Origin of the sequence: Ancylomarina subtilis, assembly GCF_004217115.1 — a bacterium.
GTDB lineage: Bacteria > Bacteroidota > Bacteroidia > Bacteroidales > Marinifilaceae > Ancylomarina > Ancylomarina subtilis.
The window spans coordinates 1615864-1630747 of the sequence record NZ_SHKN01000001.1 but is presented as its reverse complement, the minus strand read 5'-3'; the positions used below and the strand labels follow the sequence as shown (position 1 = coordinate 1630747).

Here is a 14884-nt window from a genome sequence, read left to right as displayed (position 1 = left end):
ATAGAAAGTGAGTGTTGGTTTTACCGACATTCACTTTTCTTGAATCAATTTGTTAATATCCTAATTTTCAATATATGGCATTCAGAAGAGATAACAAAGTAAAGAGTAATTTTACAAAAATCTCTATCAGTCTTGCTTCTCCTGAAGAGATTTTAGAAAGATCGAGTGGGGAAGTTTTAAAGCCTGAAACCATCAACTATCGTACTTATAAACCAGAGCGCGACGGATTATTCTGTGAAAGAATTTTTGGTCCTGTAAAGGATTATGAGTGTCACTGTGGAAAATACAAACGTATCCGTTACCGTGGTATTGTTTGTGACCGATGTGGTGTTGAGGTAACCGAGAAAAAAGTACGCCGTGAGCGTATGGGACACATCCAATTGGTTGTGCCTGTAGCGCATATTTGGTATTTTAAATCGTTGCCAAATAAAATTGGTTACCTTTTAGGTTTACCAACTAAAAAATTAGATACGATCATTTATTACGAGCGTTATGTCGTAATTAATCCAGGTGTAAAAGCCGCTGATGGTATCAATTATCTTGATTTCCTAACTGAAGAAGAATATCTGGATATTCTGGATGAACTTCCAATGGAAAATCAATTACTTGATGATGAAGATCCAAACAAGTTTATTGCTAAGATGGGTGCAGAAGCACTTTGCAGTCTACTTTCTCGTTTAGATCTTGATGCATTGTCATATGAATTACGTCATAAGGCTAGTACTGAAACCTCACAGCAACGTAAAAACGAAGCTTTGAAGCGTCTTCAGGTTGTTGGTGCTTTCCGTGATTCTAAGGAAGTAAATAATCCTGAATGGATGGTTGTAAAAGTTGTTCCTGTAATTCCACCGGAATTACGTCCTTTGGTACCATTGGATGGTGGACGTTTTGCAACATCGGATTTAAATGACCTTTATCGTCGTGTAATCATCCGTAACAACCGTCTTAAAAGACTAATTGAAATCAAAGCGCCAGAAGTAATCCTACGTAACGAAAAACGTATGCTTCAGGAGGCTGTTGATTCACTATTTGATAACTCACGTAAATCTAATGCGGTTAAGACAGAAAATAACCGTCCTTTGAAATCTCTTTCTGATTCATTGAAAGGTAAGCAAGGTCGTTTCCGTCAGAATCTATTGGGTAAGCGTGTTGACTATTCAGCTCGTTCGGTAATTGTTGTAGGTCCGGATTTGGAAATGCACGAATGTGGTATTCCTAAGGATATGGCAGCTGAACTTTATAAGCCTTTCGTTATTCGTAAGCTTATTGAGCGTGGAATTGTTAAGACTGTAAAATCAGCAAAGAAAATCGTTGATCGTAAAGATCCAGTGGTTTGGGATATTCTTGAGAATGTATTGAAAGGACATCCAGTGCTGCTTAACCGTGCCCCAACTCTTCACCGTTTGGGTATTCAGTCTTTCCAACCAAAATTGATTGAAGGAAAAGCGATTCGTCTACACCCTCTTGCATGTACCGGTTTCAATGCCGACTTTGATGGTGACCAGATGGCGGTTCACTTGCCTTTAGGTAATGAAGCTGTTCTTGAAGCTCAGATGCTAATGTTGTGTTCTCACAATATTTTGAATCCAGCGAATGGTACGCCAATTACAGTTCCTTCTCAGGATATGGTACTTGGTTTATACTATATTACTAAGTCAAGAAAAGGTTGTAAAGGAGAAGGCATCACTTTCTATTCAGCAGAAGAGGCTATGATTGCTTTTAACGAGAAAGCGGTTGATCTTCATGCGATTATTAAAGTGAAAGTGAAAGATTTAAATGAGAATGACGAATTAGTTGATACTATTATTGAGACAACTATTGGTCGTATCATTGTAAATGAGTGCACTCCTGAAAAAGCAGGTTTCTTAAATCAGTTGATTACTAAGAGAGCGCTTCGCGATATCATTGGATACGTGTATAAGAAGTGTGGTGTTCACGCTACTGCTAAGTTCCTTGATGATATTAAAAACTTAGGTTACCGAAAAGCATTCGAAGGTGGGTTATCCTTTAACCTTTCTGATGTTAAAGTTCCTGCTGAGAAGGAAGCAATGGTAGCTGATGGTTACGCGCAAGTTGAAGAAGTATTGAATAACTATAATATGGGTTTCATTACGAACAACGAGCGTTACAACCAGATTATTGATATTTGGACGCATGTAAATGCTAATCTGACTCAAACATTGATGACTCAGTTGGAAACGGATAATGAAGGTTTCAACTCTGTATATATGATGCTTGATTCTGGTGCTCGTGGATCGCGAGAGCAGATTCGTCAGTTGGGTGGTATGCGTGGTCTGATGGCCAAGCCTCAGAAATCTGGAGCTAAAGGTGGTCAGATTATTGAGAATCCAATTCTTTCAAACTTTAAGGAAGGTCTTTCTGTACTTGAGTACTTTATTTCGACTCACGGTGCTCGTAAAGGTCTTGCGGATACGGCCCTTAAAACGGCCGATGCGGGTTATCTAACTCGTCGTTTGGTTGATGTTGCACAAGACGTAATTATCCACGAGTCAGATTGTGGAACGTTAAGAGGTCTTTCTGCATCAGCTATTAAGAATCAAGAAGATGTTGTTGCCTCATTATACGAAAGAATTTTAGGTCGTACAACAGTTCATGATGTTTATCATCCGTTAACAGGAGAACTTTTAGTCGCTTCAGGTATGGAAATTACTGAAGAAATTGCAGAGGCTATTGAAGCTTCTCCAGTTGAAACAGTAGAGATTCGTTCAGTATTAACTTGTGAAGCTCGTCAGGGTGTTTGTGCGAAATGTTACGGACGTAACCTTGCTAGTGGTGAACTTGTTCAGAAAGGTGAGGCTGTAGGTGTTATTGCTGCACAGTCAATCGGTGAGCCAGGTACACAGTTGACACTTCGTACTTTCCACGTAGGGGGTACAGCGGGTAACGTTTCTGCAGAAAACTCGGTTGTTTCTAAATACGATGGTTTTGCTGAGTTTGATGAATTAAGAACTGTTGAGCATACAACTGAAGATGGTAAAAAATATGATGTTGTAATTGGTCGTTTGGCTGAATTACGTATTATCGATAAGAACACCAATATTGCTGTATCAACTCATACAATCCCATATGGTTCTAAACTGTATGTTAAGGATGGAGCTGATGTTACTAAAGACCAGTTGATTTGTGAGTGGGATCCTTATAATGCAATGATTATTTCAGAATTCTCTGGAAAGATTTCATTTGATCATTTGATCGAAGGAGTAACTTTCACTGAGGAGTCTGATGAAGCAACTGGTTTTGCTGAAAAAGTAATTATCGAATCTAAGGATAAAGCTAAGAATGCAAGTGTTAGAATTTTAGGTTCTAACGGTGAAATTCTTAAGTCTTACAACTTACCGGTAGGTGCTCACGTTTCAGTAAGTGAAGGGGATATGATTACAATTGGACAATCCGTTGTTAAGATTCCTAGAAACGTTGGTAAAACAGGTGATATCACCGGGGGTCTTCCTCGTGTTACTGAGTTGTTTGAGGCTCGTAACCCATCTAATCCAGCTGTTGTTTCTGAGATTGATGGTGAAATTACTTTTGGTAAGATTAAGCGTGGTAACCGCGAAGTTATTGTTACTTCCAGAACAGGTCAAGAGAAGAAGTACCTTGTACCTCTATCTAAGCAAATGCTTGTTCAGGAAAATGACTATATCAGAGCTGGTACTCCACTTTCTGACGGAGCTACAACTCCTGCTGATATTCTTGCAATTAAAGGTCCAACTAAGGTTCAGGAGTATATCGTGAACGAAGTGCAGGACGTTTACCGTATGCAGGGTGTGAAGATTAACGATAAGCACTTTGAGATTATCGTACGTCAGATGATGCGTAAGGTTGTGATTGCTGATCCGGGAGATACAACATTCCTTGAAAAACAAATTGTCGACAAGCAAGCGTTTATGCTTGAGAATGATGAGATTTTCGGTAAGAAAGTTGTTCTTGATGCTGGTGACTCAAACGAACTGGTTTCTGGACAGATTGTAACTGCCAGACAATTACGTGACGTTAATTCAGTATTGAAGCGTAAGGATATGAAATTGGTTGTTGCTCGTGATGTTATTGCGGCTACTTCTACTCAGATTCTACAAGGGATTACCCGTGCATCACTTCAAACTCGATCATTTATTTCAGCTGCTTCTTTCCAGGAGACAACTAAAGTATTGAACGAGGCTGCAATTCGTGGTAAGGTTGATCATCTTGAAGGATTGAAAGAGAACGTTATTTGCGGTCACTTGATTCCTGCTGGTACTGGTCTTCGCGATTACAAAGACATTGTAGTTGGAGCTAAAGAAGATTACGAGAAACTTCTTGCTAATACGTCTAAAGACGAATAAGCAAACACTTAATAAATATAAAGGCTGTTTCATTTATTGAAACAGCCTTTTTTTATGTTTTAATGCGGATATATTTTCTTATTTTAGCTAAATTCAATTTCAAGATTAGACAGGAAATGAACGTCTGATACAGAACTAAAAATATAATTATGGAAGACAATAAAAAAAGCAATCAAATAGACATTCAACTTAGCGAAGAAGTGGCACAAGGAACCTATTCTAATTTGGCTGTAATTACGCATTCAAGCTCAGAGTTTGTTGTTGATTTTGTGCGTATTATGCCAGGTGTGCCCAAAGCTGATGTCAAATCCAGAGTGATTTTAACCCCAGAGCATGCAAAACGTTTGATGTTGGCTTTACAAGACAATATCAGCAAATTTGAGTCTGTTAACGGCCCTATTAAGAATGTTGATGGAGGACAAGGATCACAAGGTCCCATTATTCCAATGGGATTCGGACCGACCGGACAAGCTTAGATAATGAAATATATATAGAAGAGCGGAGATTTTGTAAAGTCTCCGCTTTTTGTTTGCGTATTAATATTTAACTTTTAATTCTTGTGTTTTTAGTTTTTTCCGGACACTAAGTCTGAATAGACTGAAAGCTGTTATTGCAATTAGTAAGCCCAAACTGATTCCATAATCAGTATTCATATTTAAGCCGCCATTTTTTATTGGAGCGACTAAAAGGTAGGTGAAGCAAATAGCTGTCATGAAACTTGCCGGGAGACTCAGAATATAATGCTTTTTATCATTTAAAGCCAGATACATTGCTCCTGTCCAAAGCATGATCATTGAAAGAATTTGATTGGCAAGTCCCAAATATTTCCAGATAGTTGAAAATTCCAATTGGGACAGTAAGAAACCTATTGCAAATAAGGGTAAACTGACAAGTAGTCGGCTTTTTATTGAGCTTTGCTTAAGATGTAGCATATCGGCTATAGTTAAACGCGCACTTCTAAAGGCCGTATCCCCTGTTGTTATTGGACAGGCAATGACACCAATAATAGCGAAAATTGCACCTACTTTACCAAGCCATGAACTGCATATCTCATTCACGACCCAAGCAGGGTTATGACCGGAAAGCATTGTGCTGTTGAGTGCATGTGTGTCACCAAAATAATTCATTGCAGCGGTTGCCCAGATAATTGTAACAATCCCTTCAGCAATCATGGCACCAAAAAATACGGGACGTCCGTAGCTTTCTTTTTTCATACATCGGGCCATCATGGGAGATTGAGTTGAATGAAAACCAGAAATAGCACCACATGAGATAACGATGAACATCATTGGGTATAAGATATTTTCCCCAGGGTTTGAATGAAAGTTTTTTAATTGTGAGAGGCTTATCTCAGTCAGATGCAGGCTGCCATCAAATGATTTTAAGATCATAGATCCAGCAATCATCAGAGCCATAATTAATAATGCCGCTCCAAATAAAGGATAGATTTTACCAATTATTTTGTTGATAGGGAGAAGGGTTGCGATCAAGTAGTAGGCAAAAATACCATAAAGCCAAAAGTAGAAACCACCTCCTGATAAATCTTTAAGCAGACCAGCAGGTCCTGTAACAAAGGCAACCCCTACAAGTATCAGTAAGAGAATGGTGAAGATTCTGAGGAAATTCTGAAAGCCTGTCCCCAGATATTTCCCCACAATTTCAGGAAAACTTGATCCATTATTACGGATGGAAAGCATGCCTGAGAAATAATCGTGAGTCGCACCCATAAATATACAACCCAATACAATCCAGATATAAGCAACAGGACCATACAATGCGCCTAGTATTGCCCCAAAAATAGGACCTAAGCCGGCTATATTAAGAAATTGTATGGTGAACATCTTCCATGTTGGCATTACAATGAAGTCAACATCATCTTTAAGTCTAATGGCTGGTGTTTTAATTCTATCATCAGCCCCAAAAAAACGTTCGATAAATTTTCCGTAGATAAAATACCCTAAAATAAGAGCAAGTATTGCGATTAAAAATGTAATCATTTGATCATTTACTTATGGTTTATTAAGAGGTATTAAAGTTACCATTAATAATAAATGGAGAAACAGATGGAATTAAATTTTTTTAGAGAAGATTTTAATAGGGGAGCTTATCGTCTGATTTATATTAATAAAATGGGAGTTGATTTATTCTCATTGACTTTGCGTAATCTTTTGAAATTTAAAGATTAAGAAGGATTTCTACACCACCATTTCAGTTGCTTATATAAATTTGTTTTAAGTAGTGTATTCCATATATTTGCTAAGCCTGATTTTAGGCTCAAGAAAAGCTTGAAACCGAATAATAACAAATTGTAATCGAAGAGACTGATGGTTTCGTTTTCATAAATAATGAAATTGAGATATAGTAGGAAGCATTCGATTATAAACTGATAAAACATATAACAATGAAAGGATTAAAAATTGTTGTTCTTGCTAAGCAGGTTCCCGATACTCGTAATGTTGGGAAAGATGCTATGAAAGCTGATGGAACTGTGAATAGAGCTGTTTTGCCTGCAATCTTCAACCCTGAAGATTTGAATGCACTTGAACAAGCTTTACGTTTGAAAGATAAATACCCTGGAACAGAAATTACACTTTTAACCATGGGGCCAGGTCGAGCAGCTGAGATTATCCGCGAAGGTTTATACCGAGGAGCTGATAATGGTTTCCTTTTATCTGACCGTGCATTTGCCGGTTCTGATACTTTGGCAACTTCATATGCTATTTCACAGGCTTTGAAGAAAATTGAAAATATTGATATTATCATTGCAGGTCGTCAGGCAATTGATGGTGATACAGCTCAGGTAGGTCCTCAGGTAGCTGAGAAATTAGCTTTCCCGCAGATTACTTATGCCGAGGATATTATTTCTGCTGAAAAAGGCAAAATTGTTGTTAAGCGTCGTTTAGAGCGTGGTGTTGAAACTGTAGAAGGTGCTATGCCAATGGTTGTGACAGTAAATGCTTCTGCTCCTGATTGTCGTCCTCGTAATGCAAAGTTTGTGATGAAATACAAGCATGCAAGAGCGGTTTCAGAGATGCAAAACGCTGATGAAGATTATATTGCATTACATAACAATCGTCCTTACTTAAACATTGGCGAGTGGAGTGTTAACGATATTGAAACTAAGGCTGAAGAGTTAGGTTTAACCGGTTCTCCAACAAAGGTGAAAGCTATCGAAAATGTTGTATTTCAGGCTAAAGAAGCAAAAGTGCTTGAGCCTACCGATGCAGATATGGATGAGCTAATGAAAGAATTAATTGCTAACCATACAATTGGTTAATCGATTGGTTTTACCAGTCATCTCAATGTAGAATTTTAAAATTAAGAACCGTGAACAACGTATTTGTATATTGCGAAATAGAAGAGGGACAGATTGCAGATGTAAGTCTTGAACTTTTAACCAAGGGTAGATCGTTAGCTGATGATTTAAAGTGTAATCTTGAAGCTGTCGTTATTGGTGCAGATCTAAAAGGAGTTGAAAAACAAATTATCCCTTATGGTGTTGATACTGTATGGATGGCAGATGATAAACGTCTTTACCCATACACAACTTTACCTCATACTTCAATCATTGTAAAATTATTCCAGGAAGAAAAACCTCAAATTGCTTTGATGGGTGCTACGAGTATCGGTCGCGATTTAGGACCTCGTGTTTCTTCAGCTCTTCATTCAGGTCTGACAGCAGATTGTACCAGTTTAATTATTGGTGATCACGAAGACAAAAAGAATAAGAAAGAGTATAAAGATTTATTGTACCAAATTCGTCCTGCATTTGGAGGAAATATTGTTGCAACTATTATCAACCCGGATTGTCGTCCACAAATGGCAACAGTTCGTGAAGGGGTAATGAAAAAAGAAATTCGTTCAGAAGCTTACAAAGGAAAAGTGAAGAATATCGAGGTTGAAAAATACCTGAATTCAGAAGACTTTGTGGTGAAAGTGATTGAGCGTCACATGGAGAAATCTAAAGTAAACATCAAAAATGCAGGTATTATTGTAGCAGGTGGTTACGGTGTGGGTTCAAAAGAGAATTTCGATAAACTAACTGAATTGGCCAATGTAATTGGTGGTGAAGTTGGTGCTTCTCGTGCTGCAGTTGATGCAGGTTATGCTTCTCATGAGCGCCAAATTGGTCAAACAGGTGTAACTGTACGTCCAAAGCTTTATATTGCTTGTGGTATTTCGGGGCAGATTCAACATACTGCCGGTATGGAAGAGTCATCAATGGTGATTGCTATCAATACAGATAAGAACGCACCAATCAACAACTTTGCTGACTATGTAATTACAGGTGATATTGCTGATGTGATACCTAAGATGATCAAGAAGTACAAAGAGAATACCAAGTAATAATTTAGTTCAAACTCGAGTAAGTTGAGCGGAGTGTTGGTCGAACCAACTTTTGGTCAGTTTACTACAAAATACATCTAAAGAAATGGCTAATTTCTATACAGATAACGAGGACATGAAGTTCCACCTGGAACACCCGTTAATGAAAAAAATTGTTGCGCTTAAAGAGCGTGGCTTCGAAGATAAAGACAAGTATGACTATGCACCTCTTGATTTTGAGGATGCTATGGATAGCTACGATCGTACCCTGGAAATTGTAGGTGAGATTTGTGGTGATATTATTGGACCGAATGCCGAAGGTGTTGATCAGGAAGGTCCTCAGGTTGTAAATGATCGTGTTATTTACGCTAGAGGAACTCAGGAAAATCATGATGCTTTAACAAAAGCAGGTTTGATCGGGATGAGTCTTCCACGTGAGTACGATGGTTTGAACTTCCCAATTGTACCTTACGTAATGGCTGCCGAATTGGTATCCCGTGCCGATGGTGGTTTTGCGAATATCTGGGGGCTTCAGGACTGTGCTGAAACCATTCACGAATTTGCATCTAAGGAGCAAAAAGAAAACTATTTGCCACGTTTTGCCAAAGGTGCGACTGCAGCTATGGATTTAACTGAGCCGGATGCAGGATCTGACTTGCAAGCTGTACAGTTGAAAGCGACTTACAATGCTGACGAAGATCAGTGGTATCTAAACGGTGTGAAGCGTTTTATTACCAATGGTGATGGTGATGTTTCTTTGGTTTTGGCTCGTTCAGAGGAAGGAACTAACGATGGTCGTGGTTTGTCTATGTTTATTTACGATAAAAAGCATATGGCAGTTAAGGTTCGTCGTATCGAGCACAAAATGGGTATCATTGGTTCACCTACTTGTGAGTTGGTATTTACCAATGCACCTGCTGAATTGGTAGGTTCTCGTAAAATGGGACTTATCAAGTACGTAATGTCATTGATGAACGGTGCTCGTTTAGGAGTGGGTGCTCAGTCAGTGGGTATTGCTGAAGCTGCTTACCGTGAAGGTCTTGCATATGCTAAAGAGCGTCGTCAGTTCGGTAAAGCAATTATTGAATTCCCGGCTGTATATGAAATGTTGACAAATATGGAAGCTAAGCTGAACGCTTCTCGTTCTGTATTGTATGAAACATCTCGTATGGTTGATGTATATAAAGCTTATTACCATATTTCTCAGGATCGTTCTTTGGATAAAGACGAGAGAAACGATATGAAGAAATACCAGCGTTTAGCTGATGTGTTTACGCCACTATTGAAATTATTTGCTTCTGAGTTTTGTAACGAGATTGCATACGATTCATTACAAATTCACGCAGGTTCGGGTTATATGAAAGATTACCCAATTGAGCGTTTGGTTCGTGATGCCCGTATTACAAATATTTACGAAGGTACAACTCAATTGCAAGTTGTAGCTGCTGTTCGTGGTGTTACAACAGGTCAGTATCTTGCTCAAATCAAATTCTACGAAGAGGCTGAGTTAAATCCACAATTGGAGTACATCAGAACAACGCTTAAGGGAATGACTGAGCGATATGAAAAAGCTGTTGCAAGAGTTAATGAGATTAATGCGACTGCAGATCATAACGACTTCTTGGATTTCCATGCTCGTCGTTTGGTTGAAATGGCTGGATACATTATCATGGGTTACCTAATGTTAATGGATACAACTCGTAACGATAAGTATCAAGCTTCATGTGAGGCTTTTGTTAAGATGGGTAAAGCCAAGTGTGCTGCTCACCTTGACTATATCATGAGTTCTGAATTGAAGGATTTGGGGATTTTCAAAAAATAAGCCCTATTTAATTCATTAGATATAGAGGGAGCTACAAATTGTGGCTCCCTTTTTAATATCTGAATATTTCAATCTAATAGATAAGCAAACTGATAAGTGAAAGACATGAATTAATGGGATAAAATCGAAAGATATGAAGCAATCTTAATTCTCTCTTTAAAAGATTAGCTTTCTTTAAATGTTGTTTAATTTATTATAATATATTTGTAAACGAGTGGTCGATTTGATCAAATTAAATTAGACAGCACAGTTTTTATCTGCTCTATTTTGTTGCAGATAGTCTTTGCATCTATTGATATCTCAATATAGAGATGAACAATCTTTTGGTACTATGGAATCAGAAAACAACGAATATTTTATTGCCAAATGGAAATCCCAATACAAAAAGGGATTGCTAGAATATATTATCATTTTGCTATTGCGTTCACGCCCGTGTTATGGCTACGAACTCATTAGTGATATGAACCAATTTACTTCACTAGAAATTGCTGAAGGAACAATTTATCCTCTTTTGAATAGACTGAAAAAAGAAGGATTGGTAACTTCAGAATGGGCCGAGCAGGAATCCGGTATTCCTCGTAAATACTACAAGCTTACCGAAGATGGATTAGCCATTTTAGGTACTATGAATGAATATGTTGGTTCACTCAACTCTTCAGTAGAAAAGATTCTTAACAAAACAGACTCTCTGAAATAAACATTTAATATATCGACAGCTATGCAAAAATATATCCTATCCTTAGATCAGGGAACATCTATATCCAGAGCCATTATCTTCGATAAATCAGGCAAGATCATCTCAATTGCACAAAAGGAATTTGAACAGTTTTCACCGCGTTTAAGCTGGATTGAGCAGGATGCGAATGAAATATGGTACTCTCAGGCTTCAGTTGCTGAAGAGGCAATCCAAAAGGCAGGCCTTAGGGCTGAAGATATTAAAGCAATTGGTATCACGAATCAGAGAGAAACAACAATACTCTGGGATAAGGAAACGGGGAAACCGATTGGTAATGCAATTGTTTGGCAGGATAGAAGAACCTCCCAGTATTGCGATGAGTTGAAAGAAAAAGGCTACGCACAAACTATTAAAGATAAAACTGGTCTGATTTTGGATGCCTATTTTTCGGGAACTAAAATTAAGTGGTTATTAGATAATACCCCTGGTGCAAGACAAAAAGCTGAAGAAGGAAAGCTGGCTTTTGGAACTGTAGATTCCTGGCTTATATGGAAATTGACTAAAGGGGCTTGTCATGTAACTGATGTTTCGAATGCCAGTCGTACTATGATATATAATATCAAATCATTGGAATGGGATAAGGAATTATTAGAACTCTTAGATATACCGCAAAATATATTACCTGAAGTACGTACCTCAAGTGAGGTGTATGGCATGACTTCAAAGTCATTATTTGGAGTAGAGATTCCAATTGCAGGTATTTGTGGTGATCAACAAGCTGCTCTGTTTGCCCAGATGTGTTTTGAGAAGGGGATGGTGAAGAACACATACAATACCGGGTGTTTTATATTGATGAATACAGGTGACCAGATTGTGACTTCGAATAATAATTTAATTACAACAATTGCCTGGCAAATAGGAGATAAAGTTACCTATGCCCTTGAGGGAAGTGTTTTTATCGGAGGAGCCGTTATACAATGGTTACGCGATCAGATGAATCTGATTCATTCTATTGAGGAAATTGAAGAATTAGCCCTTTCAGAGAAAGATAACGGAGGCGTTTATATTGTGCCTGCTTTTACGGGTTTAGGTGCTCCTTATTGGGATCAATATGCCAGAGGAACTTTTTGGGGATTGAATATGGGAACGACACCTGGACATATTGCTCGTGCAGCACTTGAATCGATTGCTTTCCGTTCTCGGGATGTTTTAAAAGCTATGGAACGTGATTCGGGAAATGCATTGACTCAGCTTCGGGCAGGAGGTACGGTTCTGAATAAAACCATTATGCAATTCCAATCGGATATTCTTGGTATCCCTGTTGTACGTCCTAATGTGAAAGAAATTACGGCTCTAGGGTCTGCTTATTTAGCAGGTTTAGCAGTTGGGTTTTGGAAAGATATTGAGGAGATTAAAGCGCATTGGGAAATTACTGAAGTATATGATGCAAAAATGCAGATTGACAAAGTTGATAAAACTTTAAAGTATTGGAAAAGAGCTGTTGGGAGAACGGGACAATGGTTAGATTCAGACGATTAGAGACAATTATTGATAATAAAAGGGGTGGTAATTTATAGATTATCACCCCTTTTTTGTTGAATGGGATTTGTTCAAATGAGTATTTGAGTTCTTGTATTTGGTGTAGATTGATTCTAAATTGCACAGACATGACGACATACTTTGTATAGCTATGTATTTATTTCTAAGTTTGTATTGTAAGCAACTTAAAAAAGAATTTCTGAGTGTGCTTATATATTTTGCATTTATACATAGTAATACAATGTATGAGGCAATGTAATAGTCGTAAGATTAAATATTGATTGAAGATCTGAAATTGAAGAACGATCTAATCACGCTTAAAGATATTAACTCAATAATTAGGGAGGAACAATAGAATGGTAATGGTACGTGAAAATATGATCTCTGAAATACAAAAGACAAATCTGGAATGGGATGTTGTTATTGTAGGAGGAGGTGCGTCGGGACTCGGAGCTGCACTTGAGGCTGTAACACGTGGAATGAAGACTTTATTACTGGAACAGGATGATTTTACGAAAGGAACGTCAAGTAGAAGTACAAAGTTAGTACATGGTGGTGTTAGATATTTAGCACAAGGAAACATTTCTTTGGTTCTAGAAGCCTTGCGAGAAAGAGGTTTGATGAAGCAGAATGCACCTCACTTGGTTAAAGATCAGTCTTTCATAATCCCTAGTTATAAATGGTGGGTTAAACCTTATTATACTTTAGGATTAACTGTTTATGATTTTATGGCAGGCCGTTTGGGATTAGGCCGTTCATTGCCATATTCAAGAAAAAGAACACTTAAGTATATACCAACTTTAAAGCAAAAGAATCTTAGAGGTGGGGTTGTTTATCACGATGGGCAATTCGATGATGCACGTTACGGGATTAACCTATGCCAAACTTTTGTTGAGAATGGGGGAACTGCAATCAATTATATGAAAGTGGTTGGCTTGAACAAAGCGAATGGGAAAATATCGGGTGTTGCTGCAATTGACGGTGAAACAGGTAATCGCATTGATATAAAAGCTAAAGTTGTTATTAATGCGACAGGTGTATTTGTTGATGATATTATTAAAATGGATGCACCTAAGTCAAGAGATATCGTTTGTGTTAGTCAAGGTGTGCACCTTGTTTTAGACAAGGAATTCGTTCCCAATGATTACGCTATCATGATTCCTAAAACGGATGATGGACGTGTGTTATTTGCTGTGCCTTGGCACAATAAGGTTGTTGTTGGGACCACCGATGTTCAAAAAGAAATAGCAGAATTAGAGCCAAGAGCACTTGAAGAAGAGATTGATTTTATTTTGGAAACAGCTGGTCGATTTTTAGCAAAAGAGCCTAAACGTTCTGATGTCAAATCGGTATTTGCAGGATTACGTCCTTTGGCAGCACCAACAGGTGAGGGTAAAAAGACTAAAGAGATTTCGCGAGGGCATAAAATTTATACCTCGGATGCTGGTCTGATAACAATTACTGGTGGTAAGTGGACAACTTATCGTCAGATGGCAGAAGAAGTTGTTGATGCAGCATCAAAGGTGTCTTTATATCCAATAAAAAAATCAGTTACACGGAATATGCCTATTCACGGCTGGAAAAAGAATGTCGACTTGACTGATCCCTTGTATTTTTATGGGGCTGATTCTGAAAAGATACTCGCTTTAGCCAAAGAAAATAAGGATTTAGCTAAGTACCTGAGTAAGGACTTGGGAATAATAAAAGCTCAGGTTGTTTGGGCTGCTCGTCATGAGATGGCTCGTTCAGTTGAAGATGTTTTATCACGAAGAACCAGAGCCTTATTATTGGATGCCAGAGAGAGTGCTCGAATTGCACCGGAGGTGGCTCAACTTTTAGCAAAGGAACTTGGTTTTGATTCCAACTGGGAAGCTGATCAAGTTGAGAAATACAGAACCTTAGCTTTGAGATATGTTTTAGACTAAACGATGAAGCTTTTTGTTTTGTGATTATTAGGTGTTAAACTAAATCCTTTGTTTCATATTCACAAACATTTAGCTGATATGATTAATTCCTTAAGATGAGTGCCAGGAAATGTGCACTCATCTTAAACTCTAATAAAAGATACACTTTTGTTTATTATCTTAGGACTGTACAGATCACTTGAATGTAAATGCTATTTTTTTTGATTGATATGCAAACGTTTTCATTTGCAATTTGATTTGTATTGCCTAAGTCATT

The 14884-nt window shown here is 38.0% G+C and carries 9 protein-coding genes; 8 read left to right on the top strand and 1 reads right to left on the bottom strand.

Annotation, left to right across the window (positions count from 1 at the left end):
* Nucleotides 1-74 precede the first annotated feature (74 nt).
* On the top strand, nt 75-4340 hold the full coding sequence (rpoC, locus tag EV201_RS06585; protein WP_130306795.1) for a DNA-directed RNA polymerase subunit beta': 4266 nt from the start codon (nt 75-77) through the stop codon (nt 4338-4340).
* Nucleotides 4341-4489: 149 nt separating this feature from the next.
* Complete coding sequence (locus tag EV201_RS06580) at nt 4490-4816, top strand: DUF3467 domain-containing protein (RefSeq protein WP_130306793.1); 327 nt, start codon at nt 4490-4492, stop codon at nt 4814-4816.
* 60 nt (nt 4817-4876) lie between these two features.
* Here the strand turns inward: EV201_RS06580 and EV201_RS06575 are convergent, their stop codons facing one another.
* Nucleotides 4877-6337 carry a carbon starvation CstA family protein gene (locus EV201_RS06575; protein ID WP_130306791.1) on the bottom strand — a complete coding sequence of 487 codons (1461 nt, stop codon included), beginning with the start codon at nt 6335-6337 and terminating at the stop codon, nt 4877-4879.
* A gap of 404 nt (nt 6338-6741) precedes the next feature.
* On the opposite strand from EV201_RS06575, the gene EV201_RS06570 reads away from it, so the two are divergent.
* The 6 genes from EV201_RS06570 (at nt 6742) to EV201_RS06545 (ending at nt 14628) form a co-directional block, all read left to right on the top strand.
* Entirely contained in the window at nt 6742-7617 is an 876-nt protein-coding gene (locus tag EV201_RS06570; protein ID WP_130306789.1) for an electron transfer flavoprotein subunit beta/FixA family protein, read from the top strand.
* Between the two features lie 50 nt (nt 7618-7667).
* Nucleotides 7668-8687 (top strand): electron transfer flavoprotein subunit alpha/FixB family protein, encoded by a 1020-nt coding sequence (locus EV201_RS06565; protein WP_130306787.1) that lies wholly within the window; start codon nt 7668-7670, stop codon nt 8685-8687.
* An 85-nt stretch (nt 8688-8772) separates the two neighbouring features.
* A complete protein-coding gene (locus EV201_RS06560) occupies nt 8773-10488 on the top strand; it encodes an acyl-CoA dehydrogenase family protein (protein ID WP_130306785.1) in 1716 nt (571 codons plus the stop codon).
* A gap of 331 nt (nt 10489-10819) precedes the next feature.
* Nucleotides 10820-11185 (top strand): PadR family transcriptional regulator, encoded by a 366-nt coding sequence (locus EV201_RS06555; protein ID WP_130306783.1) that lies wholly within the window; start codon nt 10820-10822, stop codon nt 11183-11185.
* Nucleotides 11186-11206: 21 nt separating this feature from the next.
* Nucleotides 11207-12703 (top strand): glycerol kinase GlpK, encoded by a 1497-nt coding sequence (glpK, locus tag EV201_RS06550; protein ID WP_130306781.1) that lies wholly within the window; start codon nt 11207-11209, stop codon nt 12701-12703.
* Nucleotides 12704-13065: 362 nt separating this feature from the next.
* A complete protein-coding gene (locus tag EV201_RS06545) occupies nt 13066-14628 on the top strand; it encodes a glycerol-3-phosphate dehydrogenase/oxidase (RefSeq protein ID WP_130306779.1) in 1563 nt (520 codons plus the stop codon).
* The last annotated feature ends 256 nt before the right edge of the window (nt 14629-14884 follow it).